The organism is Streptomyces sp. NRRL WC-3605, from assembly GCF_001509795.1.
GTDB classification, from domain to species: Bacteria; Actinomycetota; Actinomycetes; order Streptomycetales; family Streptomycetaceae; genus Streptomyces; species Streptomyces viridochromogenes.
The window spans coordinates 127,246-153,105 of record NZ_LLZN01000050.1; the positions used below are offsets into that span (position 1 = coordinate 127,246).

General features: G+C 73.4%; 25 protein-coding genes and 1 riboswitch. Of the genes, 17 read left to right on the forward strand and 8 right to left on the reverse strand.

Annotated elements, in window-relative coordinates:
* Positions 1-12: 12 nt before the first annotated feature.
* The 3 genes from hydA to ADL34_RS14240 all read left to right on the forward strand — a co-directional run bounded on the left by hydA (position 13) and on the right by ADL34_RS14240 (position 4,126).
* Positions 13-1,416 (forward strand): dihydropyrimidinase, encoded by a 1,404-nt coding sequence (gene hydA / locus ADL34_RS14230; RefSeq protein WP_062667025.1) that lies wholly within the window; start codon positions 13-15, stop codon positions 1,414-1,416.
* Between the two features lie 11 nt (positions 1,417-1,427).
* A complete protein-coding gene (locus tag ADL34_RS14235; RefSeq protein WP_062667026.1) occupies positions 1,428-2,450 on the forward strand; it encodes a TIGR03842 family LLM class F420-dependent oxidoreductase in 1,023 nt (340 codons plus the stop codon).
* Between the two features lie 128 nt (positions 2,451-2,578).
* On the forward strand, positions 2,579-4,126 hold the full coding sequence (locus tag ADL34_RS14240; RefSeq protein ID WP_062667027.1) for an NCS1 family nucleobase:cation symporter-1: 1,548 nt from the start codon (positions 2,579-2,581) through the stop codon (positions 4,124-4,126).
* Positions 4,127-4,148: 22 nt separating this feature from the next.
* Here ADL34_RS14240 and ADL34_RS14245 read toward each other — a convergent pair whose 3' ends face one another.
* Both ADL34_RS14245 and ADL34_RS14250 read right to left on the reverse strand, forming a co-directional pair.
* A complete protein-coding gene (locus ADL34_RS14245) occupies positions 4,149-4,817 on the reverse strand; it encodes a hypothetical protein (protein ID WP_062667028.1) in 669 nt (222 codons plus the stop codon).
* 150 nt (positions 4,818-4,967) lie between these two features.
* Positions 4,968-5,975 carry a carboxymuconolactone decarboxylase family protein gene (locus ADL34_RS14250; RefSeq protein WP_062667029.1) on the reverse strand — a complete coding sequence of 336 codons (1,008 nt, stop codon included), beginning with the start codon at positions 5,973-5,975 and terminating at the stop codon, positions 4,968-4,970.
* Positions 5,976-6,143: 168 nt separating this feature from the next.
* Between ADL34_RS14250 and ADL34_RS14255 the strand changes: the two genes are divergently transcribed.
* Both ADL34_RS14255 and ADL34_RS14260 read left to right on the forward strand, forming a co-directional pair.
* Positions 6,144-7,247 carry a sensor histidine kinase gene (locus ADL34_RS14255; RefSeq protein WP_062667030.1) on the forward strand — a complete coding sequence of 368 codons (1,104 nt, stop codon included), beginning with the start codon at positions 6,144-6,146 and terminating at the stop codon, positions 7,245-7,247.
* On the forward strand, positions 7,244-7,921 hold the full coding sequence (locus tag ADL34_RS14260) for a response regulator (protein ID WP_062667031.1): 678 nt from the start codon (positions 7,244-7,246) through the stop codon (positions 7,919-7,921). The genes ADL34_RS14255 and ADL34_RS14260 overlap by 4 nt, the downstream gene beginning before the upstream one ends.
* Here ADL34_RS14260 and meaB read toward each other — a convergent pair.
* Genes meaB through ADL34_RS14275 form a run of 3 tightly spaced genes read right to left on the reverse strand, consistent with a single transcriptional unit; the run spans position 7,882 to position 12,877 of the window.
* Positions 7,882-8,904 carry a methylmalonyl Co-A mutase-associated GTPase MeaB gene (meaB, locus tag ADL34_RS14265; RefSeq protein ID WP_062667033.1) on the reverse strand — a complete coding sequence of 341 codons (1,023 nt, stop codon included), beginning with the start codon at positions 8,902-8,904 and terminating at the stop codon, positions 7,882-7,884. The two genes, ADL34_RS14260 and meaB, sit on opposite strands and share 40 nt — an antisense overlap.
* The gene (scpA, locus tag ADL34_RS14270) at positions 8,901-11,075 is read right to left on the reverse strand and encodes a methylmalonyl-CoA mutase (RefSeq protein ID WP_062667035.1); all 2,175 of its coding nucleotides are present in this window, start codon (positions 11,073-11,075) and stop codon (positions 8,901-8,903) included. Before scpA ends, meaB begins: the two co-directional genes overlap by 4 nt.
* Positions 11,075-12,877: a methylmalonyl-CoA mutase subunit beta gene (locus ADL34_RS14275; RefSeq protein WP_062667037.1), complete on the reverse strand. Its 1,803-nt coding sequence runs from the start codon at positions 12,875-12,877 to the stop codon at positions 11,075-11,077. The genes scpA and ADL34_RS14275 overlap by 1 nt, the downstream gene beginning before the upstream one ends.
* A 141-nt stretch (positions 12,878-13,018) precedes the next feature.
* A riboswitch (cobalamin riboswitch) is annotated at positions 13,019-13,198 on the forward strand.
* A 57-nt stretch (positions 13,199-13,255) separates the two neighbouring features.
* Between ADL34_RS14275 and ADL34_RS14280 the strand changes: the two genes are divergently transcribed.
* Positions 13,256-13,675, forward strand: coding sequence for a (2Fe-2S) ferredoxin domain-containing protein (locus ADL34_RS14280; RefSeq protein ID WP_199835571.1), 420 nt, complete (start codon positions 13,256-13,258; stop codon positions 13,673-13,675).
* Positions 13,676-13,705: 30 nt separating this feature from the next.
* On the opposite strand, the gene ADL34_RS14285 is transcribed toward ADL34_RS14280, so the two are convergent.
* On the reverse strand, positions 13,706-14,209 hold the full coding sequence (locus ADL34_RS14285; protein WP_062667041.1) for a MarR family winged helix-turn-helix transcriptional regulator: 504 nt from the start codon (positions 14,207-14,209) through the stop codon (positions 13,706-13,708).
* A gap of 113 nt (positions 14,210-14,322) precedes the next feature.
* Between ADL34_RS14285 and ADL34_RS14290 the strand changes: the two genes are divergently transcribed.
* The 10 genes from ADL34_RS14290 to ADL34_RS14335 all read left to right on the forward strand — a co-directional run bounded on the left by ADL34_RS14290 (position 14,323) and on the right by ADL34_RS14335 (position 24,234).
* On the forward strand, positions 14,323-15,258 hold the full coding sequence (locus ADL34_RS14290) for an NADP-dependent oxidoreductase (protein WP_062667043.1): 936 nt from the start codon (positions 14,323-14,325) through the stop codon (positions 15,256-15,258).
* A gap of 125 nt (positions 15,259-15,383) precedes the next feature.
* Positions 15,384-17,207 carry a gamma-glutamyltransferase family protein gene (locus ADL34_RS14295; protein WP_062667044.1) on the forward strand — a complete coding sequence of 608 codons (1,824 nt, stop codon included), beginning with the start codon at positions 15,384-15,386 and terminating at the stop codon, positions 17,205-17,207.
* A gap of 99 nt (positions 17,208-17,306) precedes the next feature.
* The gene (locus tag ADL34_RS14300) at positions 17,307-18,164 is read left to right on the forward strand and encodes an inositol monophosphatase family protein (RefSeq protein WP_062667046.1); all 858 of its coding nucleotides are present in this window, start codon (positions 17,307-17,309) and stop codon (positions 18,162-18,164) included.
* Positions 18,165-18,320: 156 nt separating this feature from the next.
* Positions 18,321-19,733, forward strand: a complete 1,413-nt coding sequence (locus tag ADL34_RS14305; protein ID WP_062667174.1) for a phytoene desaturase family protein — start codon at positions 18,321-18,323, stop codon at positions 19,731-19,733.
* Positions 19,734-19,784: 51 nt separating this feature from the next.
* On the forward strand, positions 19,785-20,297 hold the full coding sequence (locus ADL34_RS14310) for an O-acetyl-ADP-ribose deacetylase (RefSeq protein WP_062667048.1): 513 nt from the start codon (positions 19,785-19,787) through the stop codon (positions 20,295-20,297).
* A gap of 62 nt (positions 20,298-20,359) precedes the next feature.
* Entirely contained in the window at positions 20,360-20,839 is a 480-nt protein-coding gene (locus ADL34_RS14315; RefSeq protein WP_062667176.1) for a hypothetical protein, read from the forward strand.
* A gap of 105 nt (positions 20,840-20,944) precedes the next feature.
* The gene (locus tag ADL34_RS14320) at positions 20,945-22,414 is read left to right on the forward strand and encodes an AlkA N-terminal domain-containing protein (RefSeq protein ID WP_062667178.1); all 1,470 of its coding nucleotides are present in this window, start codon (positions 20,945-20,947) and stop codon (positions 22,412-22,414) included.
* A gap of 10 nt (positions 22,415-22,424) precedes the next feature.
* Entirely contained in the window at positions 22,425-22,907 is a 483-nt protein-coding gene (locus tag ADL34_RS14325; protein WP_062667049.1) for a methylated-DNA--[protein]-cysteine S-methyltransferase, read from the forward strand.
* Positions 22,908-22,990: 83 nt separating this feature from the next.
* Positions 22,991-23,695 (forward strand): pentapeptide repeat-containing protein, encoded by a 705-nt coding sequence (locus tag ADL34_RS14330; RefSeq protein WP_062667051.1) that lies wholly within the window; start codon positions 22,991-22,993, stop codon positions 23,693-23,695.
* A 2-nt stretch (positions 23,696-23,697) separates the two neighbouring features.
* Complete coding sequence (locus tag ADL34_RS14335) at positions 23,698-24,234, forward strand: hypothetical protein (RefSeq protein WP_062667053.1); 537 nt, start codon at positions 23,698-23,700, stop codon at positions 24,232-24,234.
* Here the strand turns inward: ADL34_RS14335 and ADL34_RS14340 are convergent.
* Positions 24,208-24,945 carry an SIR2 family NAD-dependent protein deacylase gene (locus tag ADL34_RS14340; protein WP_062667054.1) on the reverse strand — a complete coding sequence of 246 codons (738 nt, stop codon included), beginning with the start codon at positions 24,943-24,945 and terminating at the stop codon, positions 24,208-24,210. The two genes, ADL34_RS14335 and ADL34_RS14340, sit on opposite strands and share 27 nt — an antisense overlap.
* A 93-nt stretch (positions 24,946-25,038) precedes the next feature.
* On the opposite strand from ADL34_RS14340, the gene ADL34_RS14345 reads away from it, so the two are divergent.
* Positions 25,039-25,239, forward strand: a complete 201-nt coding sequence (locus tag ADL34_RS14345) for a type II toxin-antitoxin system VapB family antitoxin (protein ID WP_062667056.1) — start codon at positions 25,039-25,041, stop codon at positions 25,237-25,239.
* Positions 25,240-25,330: 91 nt separating this feature from the next.
* Here ADL34_RS14345 and ADL34_RS14350 read toward each other — a convergent pair whose 3' ends face one another.
* On the reverse strand, positions 25,331-25,825 hold the full coding sequence (locus ADL34_RS14350; RefSeq protein WP_062667058.1) for an NUDIX domain-containing protein: 495 nt from the start codon (positions 25,823-25,825) through the stop codon (positions 25,331-25,333).
* Between the last annotated feature and the right edge of the window lie 35 nt (positions 25,826-25,860).

The window sequence follows — 25,860 nt, forward strand, 5'->3', positions numbered from 1 at the left end:
AGGAGAGGGAGAATGAGCAGCCGTACCGTCATCCGCGGTGGTCTCGTCATCACCGCGTCCGACGAGATGCACGCCGACGTCCTGATCGAGGACGGCCGGATCGCCGCCCTCGCCGCGAGCGGCACCCCGGCCGCCGGGGCGTGGACCGCCGACCGGACCATCGACGCCACCGGCAAGTACGTCATCCCGGGCGGCGTCGACGTCCACACCCACATGGAGCTGCCGTTCGGCGGCACCTTCGCCTCCGACACCTTCGAGACCGGCACCCGGGCCGCCGCCTGGGGCGGCACCACCACCATCGTGGACTTCGCCGTGCAGAGCGTGGGCCACACCCTGCGCGAGGGCCTGGACGCCTGGCACGCCAAGGCGGAGGGCAACTGCGCGATCGACTACGGGTTCCACATGATCGTCTCCGATGTGAACGAGGAGACGCTCAAGGAGATGGATCTGCTGGTGGAGGAGGGCGTCACCTCCTTCAAGCAGTTCATGGCCTACCCCGGCGTCTTCTACAGCGACGACGGTCAGATCCTGCGCGCCATGCAGCGTTCCGCCGACAACGGCGGGCTGATCATGATGCACGCCGAGAACGGCATCGCCATCGACGTCCTCGTCGAGCAGGCACTCGCCCGCGGCGAGACCGACCCGCGCTACCACGGCGAGGTGCGCAAGGCCCTGCTGGAGGCGGAGGCCACCCACCGCGCCATCAGACTCGCCCAGGTCGCGGGCGCGCCGCTGTACGTCGTGCACGTCTCGGCGACGGAGGCGGTCGCGGAGCTGGCGCGGGCGCGCGACGACGGGCTGAACGTCTTCGGGGAGACCTGCCCGCAGTATCTGTTCCTGTCCACCGACAACCTGGCCGAGCCCGACTTCGAGGGTGCGAAGTACGTGTGCTCGACGCCGCTGCGGCCGAAGGAGCACCAGGCGCAGCTGTGGAAGGGGCTGCGGACCAACGACCTCCAGGTCGTCTCCACCGACCACTGCCCGTTCTGCTTCGTCGGCCAGAAGGAGCTGGGACGCGGGGACTTCTCGAAGATCCCCAACGGCCTGCCTGGCGTCGAGAACCGGATGGACCTGCTGCACCAGGCCGTGGTCGACGGGCGCATCTCGCGCCGCCGCTGGATCGAGATCGCCTGCGCCACACCGGCCCGGATGTTCGGCATGTACCCGAAGAAGGGCACCCTCGCGCCGGGCGCGGACGCGGACGTCGTGATCTACGACCCGCACGCCGAGCAGGTCATGTCCGCCGAGACCCACCACATGAACGTCGACTACTCGGCGTACGAGGGCCGGCGCACCACCGGCCGGGTCGAGACGGTCCTCTCGCGCGGCGAACCCGTCATCACCGAGCGGGAGTACACCGGCCGTGCCGGGCACGGTGTCTACACGCCCCGTTCCACCTGCCAGTACCTGAACTAGGAGCGGAGCACATGGACTTTGGACTCGTCCTGCAGACGGACCCGCCGGCCTCACGGGTCGTCGACCTGATGCGGCGCGCCGAGGACAACGGGTTCACCCACGGCTGGACCTTCGACTCGGCCGTGCTGTGGCAGGAGCCGTTCGTCATCTACAGCCAGATCCTGGCGCGGACCCGGCACCTGAAGGTCGGCCCGATGGTCACCAACCCGGGCACCCGCACCTGGGAGGTGACCGCCTCGACCTTCGCCACGCTGAACGACATGTTCGGCAACCGCACGGTGTGCGGGATCGGCCGCGGCGACTCGGCGATGCGGGTGGCCGGGCGCAAGCCCAACACCCTGGCCCGGATCAGCGACGCCATGAAGGTCATCCGGGCGCTCGGCAGTGGAGGGGAGGCCGACCTCGGCGGCGACACGGTCGTCCGGTTCCCCTGGATCAAGCCGGGTGCCGAACTCCCGGTGTGGATGGCGGCGTACGGCCCGAAGGCACTGAAGATGACCGGTGAGGAGGCCGACGGGTTCATCCTCCAGCTGGCCGACCTCTATCTGACCGAGTACATGGTGAAGGCGGTCAAGGACGCGGCGGCCGCCGCGGGCCGCGACCCGTCCGAGGTCACGATCTGCGTCGCCGCCCCCGCCTACGTCACCGAGGACGACTCGCCCGAGGCGCTGGCCCACGCCCGCGAGCAGTGCCGCTGGTTCGGCGGCATGGTCGGCAACCACGTGGCCGACCTGGTCGCCAAGTACGGCGAGCACTCCTCGGCCGTACCCGAGGAACTGACCGACTACATCAAGGCCCGGCAGGGGTACGACTACTCGCACCACGGGCGGGCCGACAACCCCGACACCGCCTTCGTCCCCGACGAGATCGTGGACCGGTTCTGCCTCGTCGGTCCGGTCGAGCGGCACATCGAGAAGCTGAACGCGCTGCGTGAGCTGGGCGTCGACCAGTTCGCCGTCTACGACATGCACGACGCGCAGGAAGCCGTGATCGACGCGTACGGCTCGTCGGTCATCCCCGCCCTGAACTCCTAGTCCGCACAGGCGCGTTCGCAGTACGGCTGCACCCGACCCCCCACCCCACGTCACCCTCCCCGCCTCCCGGGGAGGGCGCGGGGCCCCCGCACGGCCTCTCCCGTCCCACCCGATTGATTGGCCTGCCCATGACAGACACAGTCCCCACGGGGTCATCCATACCGCAGACCGCCCTCCCCGGCGGCCGCGTCGAACTCGCCCCCGAGGCGTTCCCCTCCGACAGCCCCTTCGCCAACGAGGACCTGCGCCCGGTCCCGGTCGCCGAGCGCAAGTGGACGACGTACAACTTCGCGGCGCTGTGGATCTCCATGGCGCACTGCATCCCCAGCTGGACCCTGGCCTCCGGTCTGGTCGCCCTCGGCATGGACTGGAAGCAGGCCGTCTTCACCATCGCGCTCGCCAACGTCATCGTGCTCCTGCCGATGCTGGCCACCGGGCACGCCGGGCCCAAGTACGGCATCCCCTTCCCCGTGCTCGCGCGCGCCTCCTTCGGGCTGCGCGGCGCCAACATCCCGGCGATGATCCGGGCCGCCGTGGCCTGCGGCTGGTTCGGCATCCAGACCTGGATCGGCGGCAGCGGCATCTTCGCCCTAGGTTCGAAACTCACCGGCGGGCACTGGGAGAACGCGGGGAAGATCGCCGGCAACCCGTGGCCGCTCTGGTTGTGCTTCCTGCTGTTCTGGGCCGTGCAGATCGCCATCATCTACCGCGGCATGGACTTCCTGCGGCACTTCGAGAACTGGGCCGCGCCCTTCGTGATCGTCGGCGCGTTCGTCCTGCTGATCTGGATCGCCGTCAAGGCGGACGGCTTCGGCGCGCTGCTCGACCAGCCCTCCCGGCTCGGCTGGGGCGCCGACTTCTGGCCGGTCTTCTTCCCCTCCCTGATGGGCATGATCGGCTTCTGGGCCACGCTGTCCCTGAACATCCCCGACTTCACCCGCTTCGGTTCCAGCCAGCGCGCCCAGACCTGGGGCCAGTCGCTGGGCCTGCCCACCACGATGACCCTGTTCGCCATCCTCGCCGTCCTGGTCACCTCCGGCTCCGAGGCGGTCTACGGCGAGGCGATCTGGGACCCGGTCGCGCTGGCGGCGAAGACCGACAGCGCCTTCGGCCTGCTGTTCGCGCTGGTCGTCGTCCTCATCGCCACCGTCTCGGTGAACATCGCGGCCAACGTCGTCTCCCCGGCGTACGACCTGGCCAACCTGGCCCCCAAACTCATCAACTTCCGTACCGGCGCGCTGATCACGGGTGTCGTCGGCATCCTGATCTTCCCGTGGAAGCTGATCTCCACGCCCGAGTTCTACATCTTCACCTGGCTCGGCGTGGTCGGCGGTCTGCTCGGCACCGTCGCGGGCATCCTCATCGCCGACTACTGGATCGTGCGCCGCACGGTCCTGCACCTCGCGGACCTGTACACCCCCGGCGGACGCTACTGGTACTCCGCCGGCTGGAACTGGCGGGCCATCGCCGCCTTCCTGGTCGGCGGCGTCCTCGCGGTCGGCGGCTCGTACTCGGGAGTCGGCGCCGACGGCAGCCGGAACGGGCCCTTCCCGGCCGACGGCCTGATCCCGTTCCTCAAGCCGCTCGCCGACTACGGCTGGGCGGTCGGCCTGGCCACGTCGTTCGTGCTGTACGTGGTGCTGATGGGCGGCCGCAGGGAACCCGCCAGGGCCTGACGGGCCCGGCGCCGGAGGACGGTCAGCCCTTGGGGCCGTCCTCCAGCGCGGCGACGGCCTCCTTGGCGGCCTTGATGGCGCCCTTGTTGATCTCGTCGGTGCCCGGCGCCTTCTTCGACTCGAAGTCGCTTCCGCTGTAGGTGACGGAGACCAGCGCGTTGGACGTCCGGACGATCACCACGCCCTCGCGGGTCTGCTGCTTGTCCTCGGTGGTGAGGTTCACGACGGAGTAGCCCGAGTCCCCGACGCCCGGTACCGCGCCACCGCCGCTGCGGTCCGCGATCCGCCCCTTGTACGACTCCGCCGCCGCGTCCTCCGACTCCTGGATCTCGATCGACACGTCCAGCCAGCGGTACTCGAACCCCTTGAGGGCGTTCCAGGAGCAGGTGCGGCGCAGCGTCTTGTCGGTCGACGGTATCTCCTTGCCGGCCGTCTTCGCCCCCGGTACCAGCGCCTTGACCGACTTCGCGGAGAGGCTGCCGCACGGCGCGGGCGCGGCGGTGTACGTCTTGGACGCGGCGGCCGTCGCGGGCGCGTCCGGTGACTCCTCCTCGGTCCGCTGCGCCGCCGTTCGGTCCTCGGGGGCCGGCGTCGCGTCGGGGCCGGACGACAGCGCCCAGCCCGCCGTGGCGAGCACGACGACGGGCGACAGGCGCGCGGTGAGAGCGAGCGGCAAGGGAAGTGAACGCACGGCGCACTTTTCGTGGGGGACGGTGCGGAGGGGGTCCGCACAGCGGACGGGACGCCAGTGTCACACGACTCTCCGTGAGGCGGAAGGGTCAACTCGCTCCGTGCCGACACCATTACGGAACCGGCCCGAACGCCGGGCGTCCTGGGCGAGTTACGGGGCCTCCAGGGTGGTTCGGGCGGAAAGTGAGCTTTCGATGCGGTCCACGGCGAGGAAGGCCCCGTAGGCGATCAGATGCACCAGGCAGTGGTCGGTGTGCTCCGGCCGGCGCCACGCCGCCACGTCCTCCTCGGTGACGCGGTACGGCGCCAGGGCGGCCAGCAGCACCAGCCGCGCCCCCGGCCGCTCGCGCCGGTCCGGGAGGCCGTCCGGGACGAGCGGCGGATGCGCGCCGTCCCAGTCCAGCAGGGCCGCCTCCACGGCGTCGTGGTCGTCGGCGCCGAGCAGCGCAGCGCCCGCCATGGCCGCCCGCAGCAGCGCCGCGTAGGCCACCCCGACCGGAGAGCCGCCCGCCCACGCGGGGGCCTCGCCCGCGTCGACCGTGTCGAGCAGCGCGAGGGACGTGCCCGGCCGGGCGGGCCTGCGGACGGTCCGCGCGAGCGTCCGGCCCACCAGGCTGCGCACCGCGCGGAAGCGCTGCGCGCCGGCCGGGAGCAGGTTCTCGGCGAGCAGGGCGGAGGCGATCCGGTTGACGAAGTGGAAGGTGAGCGCCGTCCCCAGATATCCGGGGGCGTCCTCGCGCGGGAAGGGGTACGGCTCCAGGACGGCGCCCGGCACCCGGGTGCGCCGCCCCCACTCCAGCAGGCGGGCGTGCGTCTCGTCCTCGGGTGCCTCCCCGCGCGCGACCCGCTCGGCGAGCGCGTGGTCGCCCGTGGCGTGCAACAGCACCGTGTGCGCGTCCACGCAGAACGGGCAGCGGTTCGCGAGCGACACCCCGAGCGCCACCAGCTCCTTGCCGGTGCGGCCGCCCGGCCCGGCGATCAGCGACTCGCGCAGCAACGCCCAGGCGGGGACGAGGAGTTCGGGCGCGGAGGACAGCACCACGAAGGTCGCCGGGTCGGCGATGCCGAAGTCGCGGCGCATCTGCGCGTACGCCTCGGCGACGGCGCCGGTGGCCGACCGCGGAGGCAGGGGTTCGGTGTGACGGAAGGCTGAGGTCATGGCCGACAGCCTGCGCCGCCGGGGCCGCGTCCGGCGTCGTCCCGGCGGACACAGTCCCCGCTGCTCCGGCGGGGCGGGCCGGCGCACGGCACTACTGCCCCGGGAGTAGTCCCGGAGCCGTCCACAGGGCGGACGACGACGGCGGCGGCGCCGTCTAGGGTGCGGGACATGGACGGGGGACGCCTCACACGCGAGCGGGTCGCCGACGCGGCCGGCGCGGTCGTGGCCGGCGCGATCACGGTGCTCGCCGCCGTCGCCGACGACCGGGCGGCCGTGCTGGACCTGGCGCTGATCGTGGCCGGTTCGCTCGCCATCGCCGCGCACCGCACCGCCCCGCGCGCGGTCCTCGCCGTCACCACCGGCTGCCTGCTCGCCGCCGTCGTGCACGCCGGACCCGCCGCCACGCTGGCCCTGCCCGTCGCCGGCGCCGTCCACACCGCCTCGCGGGCCGGGCACCGGGCCACGGCCGCGGTGGCCGCCGCCGTCTTCCTCGGCGCCTACGCGGTGACGGGACCGTCGGGATCGGCGCCCGTCCGCGAGACCCTGCTGCTCGCCGGCTGGTTCCTGTGCGCGGTCGTGACGGGCCTCGCCGACCGCAACTGGCAGGCGTATCTGCGCCAGACCGAACAGCGCGCCCTGGAGGCCGAACGCACCCGGGAGGAGGCGGCGCTGCGCCGGGCCGGCGAGGAACGCCTGCGCATCGCACGGGAGTTGCACGACTCCCTCACCCACAGCATCTCGATCGTCAAGCTCCAGGCGGGCGTCGCCGTGCACCTGGCGCGCAAGCGCGGCGAGGAGGTGCCGCCCGCCCTGCTCGCCATCCAGGAGGCCAGCGGCGAGGCCATGCGCGAACTGCGCGCCACCCTGGAGGTGCTGCGCACCGACGAGCCGGCCGGCACCCCCGCGCTGCTCGTGGAGCGGGCCCGGGCCGCCGGTCTCGCGGCCGAGCTGACCGTGTCGGGAGAGGAACGGCCCCTGCCCGCCCCCGTCGGCCGGACGGCGTACCGGATCGTCCAGGAGGCCCTGACCAACGCGGCACGGCACGCCGGCCCCGCGAAGGTCACCGTCCATCTCGCCTACACCGAAGGGCGGTTGACCGTGCGGGTCGAGGACGACGGCGCCGCCGACCCGTCCCGCCCGCCCGTCCCCGGGATCGGCCTGACCGGTATGCGCGAGCGCGTCACCGCCCTCGGTGGCACGCTGGAGGCCGCCCCGCGCGAGGAGGGCGGATTCGCGGTGGTGGCCCGGCTGCCGCTGAGGGAGGCGCGATGACCGACGGGGTGATCCGGGTGGCGCTCGTCGACGACCAGGCGCTGATGCGGGCCGGGTTCCGGGCCCTGCTGGACGCCGAGGACGGCATCGAGGTGGTCGGCGAGGCCGCCGACGGCGCACAGGGACTGGACCTGGTCCGCGCCCAGGTGCCCGACATCGCGCTCGTCGACGTGCAGATGCCGGTGATGAGCGGCATCGAGGCCACCCGTCACATCGCCGCCGACCCGGCGCTCGCGGCGGTCAGAGTCGTCATCCTCACCAACTACGGCCATGACGCCTACGTCTTCGACGCCCTGCGCGCCGGGGCGAGCGGCTTCCTGCTGAAGGACACCGAACCGGCCGACCTGCTCCAGGCGATCGACGTCGTCGCACGCGGCGAGGCACTGCTGTCGCCCTCGGTGACCCGAACCCTCATCGGCGAGTTCGTCTCCCGGCCGCCCGACCGTGCCACCCCGCCGGGCCTGGAGTCCCTGACCCGCCGCGAACGCGAGGTGACGGCGCTGGCGGCGCGCGGCCTGACCAACGAGGAGATCGCCGCGCACATGGTGATCAGCCCGTTCACCGCGAAGACCCACATCAGCCGGGCCATGACCAAGCTGGGCGCCCGCGACCGCGCCCAGCTCGTCGTGTTCGCCTACGAGTCGGGGCTCGTCGCGCCGCGCGGCGCCTCGTGAGGTTCCGTGGCCCCCTCGAACGCCGCGAGGATCCGCTCGGCGGCCAGGGTCGCCGTCAACTCGCCGTCCCTGACCCGCTGTTCCAGCACGGGCGCCAGGGACCGGACCGCCGGGTCCGCGTGCAGGCGGCCCAGCAGCTCGTCGCGGACCATGGTCCACGTCCAGTCGACCTGCTGGTCGCGCCGCTTCGCGGCCAGCCGGCCCGTGGAGTCCAGCAGCGCCCGGTGCTGCTCCAGGCGCTCCCACACGGCGTCCAGACCGATCGACTCACGCCCGCTGCAGTGCAGCACGGGCGGCGTCCAGAACGCGTCCTTGCCGTGCATCAGGCGCAGCGCGCCCGCCAGTTCCCGCGCGGCCGCCCTGGCGTCCCGCTCGTGCGGCCCGTCCGCCTTGTTCACGGCGAGGACGTCGGCCAGCTCCAGCACACCCTTCTTGATGCCCTGCAGCTGGTCACCGGTGCGGGCCAGCGTCAGCAGCAGGAAGGAGTCGACCATGTTCGCCACGGCCGTCTCCGACTGGCCCACGCCGACCGTCTCCACGAGCACCACGTCGTAGCCCGCGGCCTCCATCACGACGACGGACTCCCGCGTGGCCTTGGCGACCCCGCCGAGCGTCCCGGCCGTGGGGGAGGGGCGGATGAAGGCCGCCGGATCGACCGCCAGCCGCTCCATCCGCGTCTTGTCGCCCAGGATCGACCCGCCCGTCCGGCTGGACGACGGGTCGACGGCCAGGACCGCCACCCGGTGCCCGAGCCCCGTCAGCATCGTGCCGAACGCGTCGATGAACGTGGACTTGCCGACGCCCGGCACCCCGCTGACCCCGATCCGCCGCGCCCGCCCGCTGTGCGGCAGCAGCTCGGTCAGCAGCCGCTGGGCCAGCACCCGGTGCTGCGGCCGGGTGGACTCGACGAGGGTGATGGCGCGCGCGACGATCGCCCGCTTCCCGTCGAGCACGCCCTTCACATACGCGTCGACATCGATCACAGCTCGTGCCCGAGTCCGTCCGCCAGCCTCCGCACCAGGTCGTACGCCGCGTCCGGGATGACCGTGCCGGGCGGGAAGACCGCCGCCGCGCCCATCTCGAGCAGCGTCGCGACGTCCTGCGGCGGGATGACCCCGCCGACCACGATCATGATGTCCTCGCGGCCCTCCTCGGCCAGCGCCTCCTTGAGGGCCGGGACGAGGGTGAGGTGCCCGGCCGCCAGCGACGACACCCCGACGATGTGCACGTCCGCCTCGACCGCCTGCCGGGCGACCTCGGCGGGCGTCTGGAACAGCGGGCCGACGTCGACGTCGAAACCGAGGTCGGCGAACGCGGTCGCGATGACCTTCTGGCCGCGGTCGTGGCCGTCCTGGCCCATCTTGGCGACCAGGATGCGCGGGCGGCGGCCCTCCGCCTCCTCGAAGTCGGACACGAGGGTGCGGGTGCGGTCCACGGCGGGCGACTCCCCGGCTTCGTTGCGGTACACGCCGGTGATGGTACGGATCTGGCTCGCGTGCCGCCCGTACACCTTCTCCAGGGCGTCGGAGATCTCACCGACGGTGGCCTTCGCGCGAGCCGCGTCCACCGCCAGCTCCAGCAGGTTGCCCTCGCCGGCGGCGGCCCGGGTGAGCGCGTCCAGCGCGTTCCGGCAGGCCGTCTCGTCGCGTTCCTCGCGCAGCCGCCGCAGCTTGGCGATCTGCTGGGCGCGCACCGAGGAGTTGTCGACCTTCAGCACGTCGATCTGCTCGTCGCTGTCGACGCGGTACTTGTTGACGCCGATGACCGGCTGGCGCCCGGAGTCGATGCGCGCCTGGGTGCGGGCCGCCGCCTCCTCGATGCGCAGCTTCGGGATGCCGGCGTCGATCGCCTTGGCCATGCCGCCGGCCGCCTCGACCTCCTGGATGTGCTGCCAGGCCCGGCGCGCGAGGTCGTACGTCAGCTTCTCCACGTAGGCGCTGCCGCCCCACGGGTCGATGACCCGCGTGGTGCCCGACTCCTGCTGGAGCAGCAGCTGGGTGTTGCGGGCGATGCGCGCGGAGAAGTCGGTCGGCAGGGCCAGCGCCTCGTCGAGCGCGTTGGTGTGCAGCGACTGCGTGTGCCCCTGCGTCGCCGCCATCGCCTCGACGCAGGTGCGCGTCACGTTGTTGAACACGTCCTGCGCGGTCAGCGACCAGCCCGACGTCTGCGAATGCGTGCGCAGCGACAGCGACTTGGAGTTCTTCGGGTCGAACTGCCTCACCAGCTTCGCCCACAGCAGGCGCGCCGCGCGCAGCTTGGCGACCTCCATGAAGAAGTTCATGCCGATCGCCCAGAAGAACGACAGTCGGGGCGCGAACGCGTCGACGTCCAGGCCCGCTTCACGTCCGGCCCGGATGTACTCCACGCCGTCCGCGAGCGTGTACGCCAGCTCCAGGTCGGCCGTCGCCCCGGCCTCCTGGATGTGGTAGCCGGAGATGGAGATCGAGTTGTAGCGGGGCATCCGCTGCGAGGTGTACGCGAAGATGTCGGAGATGATCCGCATCGACGGCTTCGGCGGATAGATGTAGGTGTTGCGGACCATGAACTCCTTCAGAATGTCGTTCTGAATGGTCCCGGCCAGCTTCTCGGGCGGTACGCCCTGCTCCTCCGCCGCCACGATGTACAGCGCGAGCACGGGCAGCACCGCGCCGTTCATCGTCATCGACACGGACATCCTGTCGAGCGGGATCCCGTCGAACAGCTGCCGCATGTCGTAGATCGAGTCGATCGCCACACCCGCCATGCCGACGTCGCCGGTCACGCGCGGGTGGTCGCTGTCGTAGCCGCGGTGCGTCGGCAGGTCGAAGGCGACCGACAGGCCCTTCTGACCGGCCGCCAGATTGCGCCGGTAGAACGCGTTGGACTCCTCGGCGGTTGAGAAGCCCGCGTACTGGCGGATCGTCCAGGGCTGGTTGACGTACATCGTCGGGTACGGGCCGCGCAGATACGGCGCCACACCCGGGTAGGTGCCCAGGAAGTCCAGGCCCTCCAGGTCACGCCCGGTGTACAGCGGCTTGACCGCGATGCCCTCGGGCGTCTCCCACAGCGGCTCGTCCCCGCCGGTGGCCTGCTTGACGGCCGTACGCCACTCGTCGGAGCCGCCCGCCGCGGCCGGGGTCCCCAGTTCGATCCCGGTGAAGTCGGGGATTCCCATCAGGACACTCCCATGCGGTCGAGGGTGGCGGACAGGACGGCGACGGCGTCACAGCCCGCGAAGACATGGCCGTCGACGCCGGGGTGGTCCCCGGGCCGCCCGGCGAGGAACACCTGCTGGGCACCGGCCGCCTTCAGCCGCCCGGCGGCCTCGGCCGCCTGCTCCTCGTACACGGTGTCGCTGGAGCACAGGCACGCCTCGGTGGCGCCGCTCTCCTCGAAGGTGCCCTCGGTGACGGGCTCGATGCCACCGGCCTGGAAGAGGTTCGAGGCGAAGGTCAGGCGCGCGGTGTGCGCGGCGGCCGGGCCGAGCGCGGCCAGGTAGACGCGGGGCCGGGCGCCGGTCGCGGCCAGATGCGCGTCGGACCGGGCGCGCAGCGCCTCGAACGCCTCGTCGCGCCGCACGCGGGGCAGGCCCCCGGACGGCGGCTCGGGCGCGGGCTCGCGCACCACGGGCTGCTCGGCGAGATTCGGGAACTCGCTGACACCGGTGACCGGTTCGCGGCGCTTCGCCAGCCTGCCGGTGCGGGTCTCCCAGGTGGCGGCGAGGTCGTCGCGCAGCTGTCCCGAGCGCAGCGCGGCGGCCTGGCCGCCCGCCCGCTCGATCCGCTGGAAGAACTCCCAGCCCGCGTGGGCCAGTTCGTCGGTCAGCCGCTCCACGTACCAGGAGCCGCCGGCCGGGTCGATGACCCGGGCGAGGTGGGACTCCTCGATGAGGATGGTCGAGGTGTTGCGGGCGATGCGCCGCGCGAACGCGTCGGGCAGGCCCAGCGCGTGGTCGAAGGGCAGCACCGTCACCGAGTCGGCGCCGCCGACACCGGCCGCGAGCGTGGCGACCGTGGTGCGCAGCATGTTCACCCACGGGTCGCGGCGCGTCATCATCACCGGCGACGTCACGGCGTGCTGCACCTGGGCGGCGGGAGCCCCGGACACCTCGGTCACCCGCGCCCACAGGCGGCGCGCCGCCCGCAGCTTGGCGATGGTCAGGAACTGGTCGGCGGTGGCCGCGTAGCGGAACTCCAGCTGGGCGGCGGCCTGTTCGACCGTCAGCCCGGCCTCGGTGAGCTCCCGGAGGTAGGCCACACCGGTCGCGAGGGCGGCGCCGAGCTCCTGCGCGGCCGAGCCGCCGGCCTCGTGATACGGCAGGGCGTCCACGGTCAGGGCCCTGAGGCCCGGGTACTCCTCGGCGCAGCGCCGGGCCAGCGCGGCGGCCGGGGTGAACGGGAGGGACGTGCCGGTGCGGGCCTCGTGGCCGAGCGGGTCGGCGCCGAGGTTGCCGCGCGCCGCGTCCTTGGCGACGCCGCGCTCCTCGTACAGGGCGAGCAGGGCGTGTGCGGCGGCCTCCGTCTCGGCGCCCGCGTCCAGGACGACCGGGGCGAGGTCGAGGTAGACGCCGTCGAGGGCGCTGCCGAGCGAGGACACCGGGACGCCGGCCTCGCCGACGACCAGCCAGAGCGAGGTGACGCCGTTCTCCAGGTCCGCCAGCACCACGCCGTCCGCGGCCGTGGTGTGCCGCTGCCGTACGTCCCAGCCGCCGGCCGTGTTGCCCTCGGGGCGCCCGCCCCGGACGAACGGGGCGAAGCCGGGCAGGCCGGGGTCGGGCGCGGCGTCGCGCGCGGTGTACAGGGGGCGGGAGCGCATCCCGTCCTCGAGTGCGGTGGACAGGGCGTCCTCGGCAGCCGTCCCCGACACGTCCTTGCCCGCCTTGCGCAGCACACCTTCCACCAGGTGTTGCCACTGCTCATGGGTTGCGTCAGGGAACTCGGCGGCCAGCGAGAGCCCGTCGTCAGGCAGGACCGTCATGCTCGGATGCTAGGTCAGATCGTCAAAGGAGCAGCAGGGGGCACGGCTGTGACCTTGCCCTCTTCCAGATTGTGACCTGCGTCTCCGCGTCCCTCCGGGGCCCGCGCGGGCGAGCCGAACGAGCGGCCCCGAGGCCCGACTTGATAGCCTCGCAGGGCTGGTCGCGCCCCTTCTCCGGGGCCAGGGAATCCGGTGCGAATCCGGAACTGACGCGCAGCGGTGAGGGGGACGGGCGGGGCAGGCACGCCACTGGGAGACCGGGAAGGCGCCCCGCCGGGACGAACCCGAGTCCGAAGACCTGCCGGCACCTCCGCGCCCCGGGGCGTGGAGGACGTCCACAGGCCGGCTCCGCGTACGAGCCCCGACCCGAAGGCAGTCATGCCCGTACTCCCGCCCCCGCCGTCGTCCGAGCCGTCGCCCGGTGACCGGCGTCCCCCGGCCGCACCCTGCCGGGTCGTGCTCTGCCGGGACTGCTGCTGCGGCAGTGCGAAGGTGACCGGTGTCGACCATGAGCGTCAGGCCGCCCGGCTGAGGGAGAGCGTGCCGGTGCGCGTCTCGGACTGCCTCGACGTCTGCGACCACGCCAACGTGGTCGTCGTCCAGCCCTCCGCCGCGGCCCGGGCGGCGGGCGCCCGCCCGGTCTGGCTCGGCCTCGTCAACGACCCGGACGCCACCGAGGACGTCATCGCCTGGGTCCGGGCGGGCGGCCCCGGCGTCGCTCCCTGCCCCGAGATCCTCACCCTCCACACCTTCCCCCCGCCCTCGTCCCGCGCCTCCCGCGCCTCGGGGAACGGCTGACCGTCCGCTCGTCGCGGGGAGGGGCTGGGCTCAGGCCCCGCCCTTGCGGCGGCGTGAAACGGCCGAGCGGGGCGGGGTCGCGCGCATGTGGTCGCGTACCGGCCGCAGCAGGCCGGCCAGTGTCCTGACGTCGTCGGGCGAAAGGGGTGCGAACAGCAGCCCGCCGACCACCTCGACATGTCCGGGCAGCACCTTCGCGAGCAACTCGCGCCCGGCGTCGGTGAGGGTGACGGTGATGCTGCGCTCGTCGTCCGGCGAGGGGGCGCGGACCACCAGACCCTCCTTCTCGAGCAGGCCGACCTGGTACGTCAGGCCGCTGCGGCTGTAGACGACGCCGTCGGCCAGGTCGGTCATGCGGTGGCTGCCCGTGGGCGCGTCCCCGAGCCGGGCCAGCAGCTGGAACTGCACATAGCTGAGGCCGCCGCTCTCGCGCAGCTGCTGCTCGACCGCGTGCCGCAGCAGGCTGGTCACCTCGATGAGGTCGAAATAGGTGCCGAGCTGCACGGGGTCGAGTGACGGCGGCGAATCAGGCATGGCGGGAGTCTACTGCGCGCATCCGTTTGCTTCGAATTCGAAGTAGGTGTAGCGTCGACATCAGTTACTTCGAATTCGAAGCAACTTGGATCGCAGCGAAGGTGAGAACCGTGATGAAGGCAGTGCGTTTCCACGAGTACGGCGACCCCGGCGTCCTGCGTCACGAGGACGTGGAGCAGCCCGTCCCGGGCCCCGGTGAGGTCCGCGTCCGCGTCGCCGCCACCTCGTTCAACCCCGTCGACGGCAACATCCGCGCCGGCTTCATGCAGGGGCCCATCCCGGTGGAGCTGCCCCACACCCCCGGCATCGACGTCGCGGGCACCGTCGACGCGCTGGGCGAGGGAGTGGACGGCCTCGCGGTCGGCGACGAGGTCATCGGCCTCCTGCCGATGGACGGCACCGGAGCCGCCGCGGAGTACGTCCTCGCTCCGGCCGGAGTCCTGGCGGCGGCCCCGAAGAGCGTCCCCCTGGCCGACGCCGCCGCGCTGCCGGTGGTGGGACTGACCGCGTACCAGGCCCTGTTCGACCACGGCGGGCTGACGGCCGGGCAACGGGTGCTGATCAACGGGGCCGGCGGCGCGGTCGGCGGCTACGCCGTGCAGCTGGCGAAGAACGCCGGTGCCCACGTCATCGCCACGGCCGGCCCGCGCAGCGGCGAGGCGGTCGCCTCCGCGGGAGCCGACGAGGTCGTCGACCACACCGCCACCAGCGTCACCGCGGCGGTGACCGAACCGGTCGACCTCGCTCTCAACCTCGCACCGGTCGACCCGGCCGAGCTGGCGGCGCTGGTCACCCTGGTCCGTCCCGGCGGGGTCCTCGTGAACACCACCGTGTGGATGCCCGCTCCGAGCGACGAGGAGCGCGACGTGCGGGGCGTCGACCTGTTCGTCCGCAGCGACACCGGCCAACTGGCGCGGCTGGCCGCGATGATCGACCGCGGCGGACTGCGCGTCGACGTCGCCGAGCGGGTGCCGCTGGCCGGGCTGCCGGACCTGCACGCACGGGCCGCCGAGGGCGCGGTGCACGGCAAGGTCGTCGTCACCGCGTGACGCCCGCCGGCCTCCACACCTTCACGTCACCCTCGCGCCATACCCTCCTGGACGGTTGAACATCGAACTGGTGGTCACGGAAGATCGGACGGACCCGTCCGCCCGACCGCGAGGTGACGCCCGCCATGTTCACCACCCGTCCCACCCTTCAGGGCACCTTCGGCATGGTGTCCTCCACCCACTGGCTGGCCTCGCAGTCCGCGATGGCGGTCCTGGAGCGCGGCGGCAACGCCTACGACGCCGCCGTGGCGGGCGCGTTCGTGCTGCACGTCGTCGAACCGCACCTGAACGGGCCGGCAGGCGAGGTGCCGATCCTCCTCGCCCCGGCGGGCGGCGAGGTGCGGGTGCTGTGCGGCCAGGGTGTCGCCCCCGCGGGCGCCACCGTCGCCCACTACCGGGGCCTCGGCCTGGACCTCGTCCCCGGCACCGGACCGCTGGCCGCCGCCGTCCCCGGTGCCTTCGACGCCTGGATGGTCCTGCTCCGCGACCACGGCACCCTGGCACCCGCCGACGTCCTGGAGTACGCGATCGGGTACGCCGAACACGGGCACGCGCCCGTGGAGCGCGTCGGCGAGACCGTCGAGACGGTGCGCGAGCTGTTCGAGACCGAGTGGACCTCCTCCGCCGAGGTGTACCTGCCGGACGGCGAGCCGCCCCGCCCCGGCGCGCTCTTCCGCAACCCGGCGCTCGCCGCCACCTGGAAACGCCTGCTGGACGAGACCGCCGGCGCCGGAGACCGGATCGCGCAGATCGAGGCCGCACGCGCGGTGTGGCGCGGCGGCTTCATCGCCGAGGCACTGGTCCGGCAGGCGAACCGGCCCACCCTCGACACCAGCGGCGAACGCCACACCGGCACCCTCACCGCCGCCGACCTGGCCGGCTGGTCCGCGACCTACGAGGCGCCGGCGACGTACGACTGGAACGGCTGGACCCTGTGCAAGGCCGGCCCCTGGAGCCAGGGCCCGGTGCTCCTCCAGCAGCTCGCCCTGCTCCCCGGCACGCTGCCGCCGTACGGGTCGGCCGAGTACGTCCACCTGCTGATCGAGGGCTGCAAGCTGGCCATGGCCGACCGGGAGGCCTGGTACGGCGACGCGGCCGAGGTGCCGCTCGCCGACCTGCTGTCCGACGCCTACAACGCGGAAAGGCGCGGGCTGGTGGGCGACGCGGCCTCCTTCGAGCTGCGGCCCGGCAGCCCCGGCGGCCGTACGCCCAGGCTCGGTACCCACGCGCGCGGGGCCGCCGTCGCCGCATCCGGTCCGGCGCCCGGCGCCGGGGAGCCCACGGTCGCCAAGTCGCCCCTGTCGCCGGTGCCGGGCGAGCCCGAGGTGGCCGCCGACGGCACCACGCGCGGCGACACCTGCCACCTCGACGTCGTCGACCGGTGGGGCAACATGGTCGCCGCCACCCCGAGCGGGGGCTGGCTGCAGTCCAACCCCGTGGTGCCCGAACTCGGCTTCCCGCTCGGCACGCGGCTGCAGATGACCTGGCTGGAGGAGGGCCTGCCGAACTCCCTGACGCCCGGACGGCGCCCCCGCACCACGCTCACCCCGACGATCGCGCTGCGCGACGGCGTGCCCGTGCTGGCCTTCGGCACGCCCGGCGGGGACCAGCAGGACCAGTGGCAGCTGCACTTCTTCCTCGCCGTCGCCCTGCGCGGCCGGGTCCGCGGCGGCCTCGACCTCCAGGGCGCCATCGACGCCCCCAACTGGCACAACGACAGCTTCCCCGGATCGTTCCACCCGCGCGGCAGCCGGCCCGGGAGCGTCACCGTGGAGGCCCGCACCGACCCCGCGCTGGTGGACGGACTGCGGCGGCGCGGCCACGACGTCACGGTCGGCGACGCCTGGTCGGAGGGCCGCCTGTGCGCGGTCGCCCGCGACCCCGGCACCGGGGTCCTGTCGGCCGCGGCGAACCCGCGCGGCATGCAGGGCTATGCCGTCGGACGCTGAGAATCCCCAGGTGACGCCCGCGCGGCGAGTTCACCGGGAGGCCGTCCGCAGGTCACCGGGCGGGCGGGCGTTGTCAGTGGCGCGTGTTTCCATGGACGGGTGATCGAAGACAACGAAACCATCGAAGAGTTTCTCGCCCAGCACGCCACCGAAGTGGAGGACGCCGTCCGCAAGGCGGCGGCCGCCGAGATCATGCCCCGCTTCCGCCGCCTCGCCGACCACGAGGTCGACCGCAAGAGCGGGCCGCACGACCTGGTGACCGACGCCGACCGGCTCGCCGAGCGCCACCTCACGGACGCCCTCGGCGCCCTCCTGCCCGGCTCGGTCGTCGTCGGCGAGGAGGCGGTGCACGCCGACCCGTCCGTGTACGACGCGATCCGCGGCGAGGCCCCGGTGTGGATCGTCGACCCCGTCGACGGCACCCGCCAGTTCGTGCACGGCGACACCGGCTTCTGCACCCTGGTCGCCCTCGCCCGGCACGGCGAGGTGCTCGCCTCCTGGACGTACGCGCCCGCCCTCGACCGGCTGGCCACCGCCGTCAAGGGCCGCGGCGCCTTCCTCGACGGCGAGCGGCTGCGCGCCGGAGCCCCGGACCCCGCCCGCGACCTGCGCGTCGCCACCTCCCACCCCGACTTCACCACCGACGAGCAGAAGCGCTCCCTCCTCGGCCTGTGGACCGACGGCATCGCCCCTCGCCCGTGCGGATCGGCGGGCCTGGAGTATCTGGCCGTCGCCCGGGGCGATTTGGACTCCGTCGCCTTCGGCTGGGAGGCGGCATGGGATCACGCGGCCGGCCTGCTGCTCGTGCGGGAGGCGGGCGGCGCCGACCTGACGCACACGGGCGCCCCGTTCCGTATCACCGGGGGCAACGACCTGCCGTTCGCGGCGGCCCGCGACGCGGCCACCGCCCGGCGGGTGGCCGGACTCCTGTCCGGCGAAGCGCGCCGCGCGGCGTAAGGGGGTACGGGCCGACCAGGCCGGGAGCCCGGCCTGATCGGCGCGACACCACGGGGAATAGAGTCGGCCGTGGGGGAGCGGAGGTGGGGCGCCGGAGCCCCGGCCTATCCTGATCCCTAGGCCGCCGCCTGACGAAGGGGTCCGAACGTGCCGTCGATGCTCGACGCAGTCGTGGTGGGTGCGGGACCGAACGGCCTGACCGCCGCCGTGGAGCTGGCCCGCCGCGGCTTCTCCGTGGCCGTGTTCGAGGCCCGGGACACCGTCGGCGGCGGGGCCCGCACCGAGGAGCTGACGCTGCCCGGCTTCCGGCACGACCCGTGCTCCGCCGCGCATCCCCTCGGCATCAATTCGCCCGCCTTCCGGGCGATGCCGCTCGACCGCCACGGCCTCGAATGGCTGCACGCGGAGCTGCCGATGGCCCACCCCTTCGCCGACGGTACCGCCGCCGTGCTGTCCCGGTCCGTCGCCGAGACGGCCGCCTCCTTCGGTCCGCGCGACGCGGGGACGTACCGCAGACTGGTCGCCCCGTTCCTGTCCAAGTGGGACACGCTGGCAAGGGACTTCATGTCGCTGCCCCTGACCGCGCTGCCCCGCGACCCGGTGACCCTCGCCCGGTTCGGCCTGACCGGGCTGCCGCCGTCGACCTGGCTGATGCGCCGCTTCCGCGACGAGCGGGCGCGCGCCCTGTTCTCCGGCCTGGTCGCCCATGTGATGGCCCCGCTGAACGGCTTCGCGACCGGCGCCATCGGCCTGGTCTTCGCCCTCGCCGCGCACGCCCGCGGCTGGCCCGTCGCCCGGGGCGGCTCCCAGTCCATCTCCGACGCCCTCACCGCCTACCTCCAGGACCTCGGCGGCTCCGTGCACACCGACTACGAGGTGAAGCGGCTCGACGACCTGCCGCCCGCGCGGGCCTACGTCTTCGACACCTCGCCCACCGCCCTGGCCCGGATCGCCGGATTCGGCGGCTACTACGAGAACTACCGGTACGGCTCCGGCGTCTTCAAGATCGACTACGCGCTGGACGGCCCGGTGCCCTGGACCGCCCCGGAGGCCCGGCGGGCCGGCACCGTGCAGATCGGCGCGGACAGCGCGGAGATCGGGGCCGCGCTGCGGGCCGCGTCACGCGAGGGACGCGCACCCGACCGGCCGTTCCTGATCACCGTGCAGCCCAGCCTCGTCGACCCCACCCGCGCCCCCGAGGGCAAGCACGTCTTCTGGGCGTACGGCCATGTCCCCAACGGCTGGACCGGCGACCTCACGGACGCCCTGGAACGCCAACTGGAGCGCTACGCACCCGGGTTCCGCGACCGGATCCTCGCCCGCGCCACGGCAGGCCCGGCCGAACTCGCCGCCCGCAACGCCAACTACGTCGGCGGCGACATCGGCTCCGGCGCCGCCACCGGACTCCAGCTCCTGCTGCGCCCCAAGCTCTCGCTGTTCCCGTACCGCACCCCGCACCCCGCGATCTACCTCTGCTCGTCCGCGACCCCGCCCGGCCCGGGCGTGCACGGCATGTCCGGGCACAACGCGGCCAAGGCGGTCTGGCGCCGCCTGCGCCAGGAGCCCTGAGCCACGGCCCCGGCGCCTGCGGTGACCGGACCGGCCTGCTAGGAAAGGGCCATGACCACCATCGGACTGGTACAGGGCGACATCACCCGCGAGGCGGCCGACGCGATCGTCAACGCCGCGAACTCCTCCCTGCTCGGCGGAGGCGGCGTGGACGGAGCCATCCACCGTCGCGGCGGCCCCGAGATCCTCGCCGAGTGCCGCGCGCTGCGGGCCTCCCGGTACGGCAGGGGCCTGCCGACCGGGCAGGCGGTCGCCACCACGGCCGGGAAGCTGCCGGCACGCTGGGTGATCCACACGGTCGGCCCGGTCTGGTCGTCCGGCGAGGACCGCTCCGGCCTGCTGGCCTCCTGCTACCGCGAGTCGCTGCGGGTCGCCGACGAACTCGGCGCCCGTTCCGTCGCCTTCCCCGCCATCTCCACGGGCGTCTACGGCTGGCCCATGGACGACGGCGCCCGGATCGCGGTGGAGACCGTCAGGGCGGCGGAGACCGCCGTCGAGGAAGTGCGGTTCGTGCTCTTCGACACGGCCGCGTACGAGGTGTTCGCCCGGCGGGTGGAGGCGTGAACACCGCCCGCGGCTGATCCGTACCCCTTCCCGTGGAGACGCACCAGGCACACCAGGCACCCGTGAGGAACCGAGGAGGCGGCACCAGGGGTGGCGGCGCGCGCAGCCGGGCCGCGATCGCCGCCGGGCTGGCGCCCCTGTTGCTGGCCACCGCGTGCGGCGGTGACGACGCCGGTCCCGCCGCCGCGTCGAGCGGCCCGCCGAGGGTCTCCGCCACCGAGGCGGGGGTGGTGGCACCGGCGAAGGTGGAGGTGATCGCCGGCCTCACCGGGTGCGAGGTGAAGATCAGGACCGAGGCGGACGAGCTGCGCGAGGGCGTCTGCCGGACCAAGCGGGGCGACTACCTCGTCACGACGTTCCCCGAGGAGAAGCTGAAGCGGGACTGGCTGGACGCGGCCGCCGTCTACGGCGGCACGTACCTGGTCGGCACCCGCTGGGTGGTGAGCGCCGAGCCCGCCGTGCTGAAGCGGCTGCGCCCTCAGCTGGGTGGCAGCATCGAGCGCCTGCGCGGCATCGGCCCGAGTCCCCCCGCGTCCCCCTGACCCGCGGGGGCGATCCGCCGCCGCCCAGGCCGGCCGACGTCCATGTCGGATTCTCGCCAGCGTGCGCCCGCCCGCGTCCCCGATGCTGGAGGCATGAACAAGGGGATGCACATCGACGTCGAGCGCTGCGTGCGCGCCGTGCAGTCGAAGGACGCCCGCTTCGACGGGTGGTTCTTCACGGCGGTCGTCACGACCGGGATCTACTGCCGGCCCAGCTGCCCCGCGGTCCCGCCCCGGCCGGCGAACATGCGGTTCCTGCCGAGCGCCGCCGCCTGCCAGCAGGCCGGCTTTCGCGCCTGCAAGAGGTGCCGCCCCGACACCAGCCCCGGCTCGCCCGAGTGGAACCAGCGCGCCGACCTCGTGGCCCGGGCGATGCGGCTGATCGCCGACGGCGTCGTGGACCGCGAGGGCGTCCCCGCACTCGCCGCGCGCCTCGGCTACAGCACCCGGCAGATCGAGCGCCAGCTCCTCGCCGAGCTCGGCGCCGGCCCGCTCGCCCTGGCCCGCGCCCAGCGCGCCCAGACCGCGCGGCTCCTCATCGAGACGACGTCGCTGTCCATGGCGGACATCGCCTTCGCGGCCGGCTTCGCCTCGGTCCGCACCTTCAACGACACCGTCCGCGAGGTCTTCGCCCTCGCCCCGACCGACCTGCGCGCCCGGGCACCCCGCACTGCCCGGGGCGGCACCGCGGGCGCCCTCACCCTGCGTCTGCCGTTCCGTGCCCCGCTCAACCCCGACAACCTCTTCGGGCATCTCGCGGCGACCGCCGTGCCCGGCGTCGAGGAGTGGCGGGACGGCGCGTACCGGCGCACGCTCCGGCTGCCGTACGGGCACGGCATCGTGGCGCTGAGCCCGCGGCCCGACCACATCGCCTGCCGCCTCACCCTCGGCGACCTGCGCGACCTCACCGTCGCCACCAGCCGGTGCCGGCGGATGCTCGACCTGGACGCCGACCCGGTCGCCGTCGACGACCAGTTGCGCACCGATCCGGTGCTCGCGCCACTGGTCGGCAAGGCCCCCGGACGCCGGGTCCCGCGCACGGTCGACGAGGCCGAGTTCGCCGTACGGGCCGTGCTCGGGCAGCAGGTCTCCACGGCGGCCGCCCGCACCCACGCGGCCCGCCTCGTCACCGCGCACGGCGAGCCGGTGGACGACCCGGAGGGCGGCCTCACCCACCTCTTCCCGCACCCCGAGGCCCTGGCCTCGGCGGACCCCGAGGCCCTGGCGATGCCCCGCAGCCGCCGCACCACCCTCACGACACTGGTCCGCCGGCTCGCCGACGGCGACATCCGCCTCGGCCCCGACAGCGACCGGCCCGAGACCCGGGCGAAGCTCCTGTCCCTGCCGGGCTTCGGGCCCTGGACCGTCGACGTCATCGCGATGCGCGCCCTCGGGGACCCCGACGCCTTCCTCCCCACCGACCTCGGCGTCCGCCGCGCCGCCCGGGAGCTGGGCCTGCCGTCCACCCCGGCGGCCCTCACCGCCCGCGCCGCCGCCTGGCGCCCCTGGCGGGCCTACGCCGTGCAGTACCTGTGGGCGACGGACAGTCACCCCATCAACGTCCTCCCCGCGTAAGGAGAAACCCGTGCGACAGCACACCGTCATCGACAGCCCGTACGGCCCGCTCACCCTCGTCGCCGACGACGGCGTCCTGTGCGGGCTCTACATGACCGACCAGCGCCACCGCCCCGCCGAGGAGACCTTCGGCCCGCGCGACGCTGCACCCTTCGCCCAGGCCGAGGAACAGCTCGAGGCCTACTTCGCGGGCACCCTACGGGAGTTCACCCTCCCCCTGCGCCTCGCGGGCACCCCGTTCCAGCGCGGAGTCTGGGACGCCCTGCGCACCATCCCCTACGGCGAGACCCGCACCTACGGCCAACTCGCCGACACCCTCGGCAAGTCGGGTGCCTCGCGCGCCGTCGGCCTCGCCAACGGCAGAAACCCGATCGGCATCATCGTCCCCTGCCACCGCGTCGTCGGCGCGTCCGGCGCCCTCACGGGCTACGGCGGCGGTCTCCCCCGCAAACAGCGCCTCCTGGCCTTCGAAAGCGGGGCGACGCTGTTCTGACGCCCGCCATCCGGGCAATGATCGCCTTGTAGGGTCGCGCCTGACGACGGGCGGCGGGCGCTGGTGCCGACACGAGGGATGAGATGGCGGGGAGCGACGTACAGGTCTGGGCCGGCATAGTCGGGACATTCGCCACCGTCGGTGTCAGCGTGCTGGGCGTACTGAACTTCCAGCGCAAGCGCGACACCTCCGCCGCCGTGGGGGCGGCCTTCAAGGACGTCGTGGAGGCTCTGGCGTCGGACAACACGACCCAGCAGATGGCCGGAGCGATCCTGATGCGGCGCTTCTTCGACAACAACTCGGAGCAGGGCGCTGGTCGCACGCCCTATGCCGACGAGGCGGTCGCGGTGATCGCCGGGCTCCTCCGGGAGAGCAGGTCGGGGCAGGTGCAGAAGGTGCTCGCCGACGGATTACGGTTCGCGCCGTCCCTCGTCCAGGCCGACCTCCAGGGCTGCAACCTGACCCGCGCCTATCTCGGGCGTCGTGCCGGGGACAAGAAGATCGTCGATCTTGAGAACGCCGATCTCTTCGAAGCCGACCTGACCGGCGCGTCCCTGCGGGGCGCCAGAGCGGCCGGCGCGGTCTTCTTCCGCGCCACACTGGTGAACGCCGTCCTGGCCGACACCGTGCTCACCGGGGCCGACTTCCGGGAAGCCCGGTTGACCGGCGCGAACTTCGAAGGCGCCCGTCTCTCCGGCGCGCGGTTCGCCGGAGCGTCCGACATCCCTGATCGCGTGATCCGCCTGCTGGACACCGACGGCGTAGTAGTCAGCGAAGATCACGTATGAACATGAGCCCCACAGGCGAGGCCGAGGTCTTCCTCGGCGCGCCGTCCATCCTGACGGCCCCTCAGCAGACCCGGCTCGAGCAGTGGGTGGCATGGCTCGAGGGCGAGTCCTTCCGGGTCCGCCGGCTGAACAGGGACTGCCACGGCGAGGATCCGTGGCACACCCTGACCGAGGTGCTGTGCCAGGCCGACGGGGTCGTCCTGCTCGGATTCCGCCAGCTCGACGCACGTCGCTCCGTGTGGCGGCCCGGCACCGAGGAGGAGGCGCCTTCCTCGACATGGTGGACGTCCCCGTGGCTTCAGCTCGAGGCCGGGATCGCCGTCGGCCTGTCCCTGCCCGTCCTCGTCGTACCGGAGGACGGGGTCACGGAGGGGGTGTTCGACCCGGCCGGGTGGACGGGTCAGGTGACGGGCACGGCCCTGCACACACCCGGAGCGGGAGCAGGTCCGTGGTCCGACGCCGTCCGCCGGAGTCGGCTCCTTCGCGCCGACGGCGGCACCCGTGAGCGCCGGTCACATGTCGCCGACGGCGGTCAGTGAGCGAAGCAGCTCCGGCAGCGCCGTGCCGATCGGCTCCCGGACGACCTCGTCGGCGAGGTCGTCGTACGGGGTCGGTTCCGCGTTCACGATGATCAGGCGGGCGCCGTGGTCCGCGGCGATGCCGGCCAGGCCCGCCGCCGGCTGGACCTGGAGGCTGGAGCCGGCCGCGATGAAGATCTGGCAGGCCTTGGTGATCGCGACCGCCTGGCCGAGGACCTCCGGGTCGAGGCGTTCGCCGAACATCACCGTCGCGGACTTGAGGACGCCACCGCACTCCAGGCACGGCGGGTCGTCCTCGCCGGCGTCGACGCGGGCCAGGGCGTCCTCCATGGGGGAGCGGGCGTGGCACTTGGTGCACACCACCTGCCGTGCGGTGCCGTGCAGCTCCAGGACCTTGCGGGCCGGGAGCCCGGCGAGCTGGTGCAGGCCGTCCACGTTCTGCGTGATCACCCGCACCGGCACCCCCGAGCGCTCCAGCTCGGCCACCGCCCGGTGCGCCGCGTTGGGCTCGGGGTTCAGCGCGCCGGTCTCCCGCCGCATCAGCCACGACCGGCGCCGGATGTCCGGGTCGGCCATGTAGTACTCGTACGTCACGAGCTTCTCGGCCTCGGGGTCGCGTCGCCACAGGCCGTTCGGCCCGCGGTAGTCAGGGATACCGGAGTCGGTCGAGATGCCGGCGCCGCTGAGCAGGGCCACGAGGGGCTTGGTCATGTCGCCGAGAGTAGGACGGACGGCCGGAACGCGGCGAATGGATATTCGAGCGAGTGCCCCGTCCCGCCCGGCGGCCGGTGCTAGCGTGCCCGCATGGCCAAGGTCACCGTCTCGCTCGATGCCGAACTCGTCGTGGAGGCCATGGTCCTCGCGGGCGTCGGAAGCCCCCAGGACGCCGTCGAACTCGTCCTGCGCGACTACGTCCAGCGCGGCCACCGCACCGAGGCACGGGTCGCCGAGCGCGACGACGCTCTGCGCGACGTGGACGTCCGGCCCCGGGACGTCGAGGGCTGACCTCGCCGGGCCCGGGACCCGGGACGTCGAGGGCTGACTCCAACGAGCCCGCGCCCCGGGACGTCGACGGTCGATCCCGTCCCGGTCCCGGTCAGGCCGCCCGGTGCCCGTTCTCCAGCTCCACCGGTCCCGTGCCGTCCTCCAGGGCGTCCAGCGAAGCCAGGACGCGCCGGCCGAGGGCGCCCGGCAGATGGTCGGGCAGCTCCTCGCGGGGCACCAGCCGCCAGGACAGCAGCTCCTCCTCCTGCAACCGGATCGCCTTCAGCTCGTCCTCGGTGAGCACGCCGCCGTCGTACAGGTACGCCACCAGCGGCGGCCGTCCGGCGCCGTGCACCCAGTCCACCGCGAGCAGCCGGCCCAGCGTACGGTCCAGGCCGATCTCCTCCAGCGTCTCGCGCCGCGCGCCCTGGCGGGGCGTCTCGTCGTCGTCGGACTCGATCGTGCCGCCGGGCAGCGCCCACCCCTCGCGGTAGTTCGGCTCCACGAGCAGCACCCGCCCCCCGGCGTCACGGAAGAGGGCGGCGGCTCCCGCGAGGATGCGGGGCAGACCCGCGATGTAGGCGGCGAAGTCGGGCGTCGAGGTCATCCAGGAAGGGTAACCAGCCCAGCCCCCGCCGAACT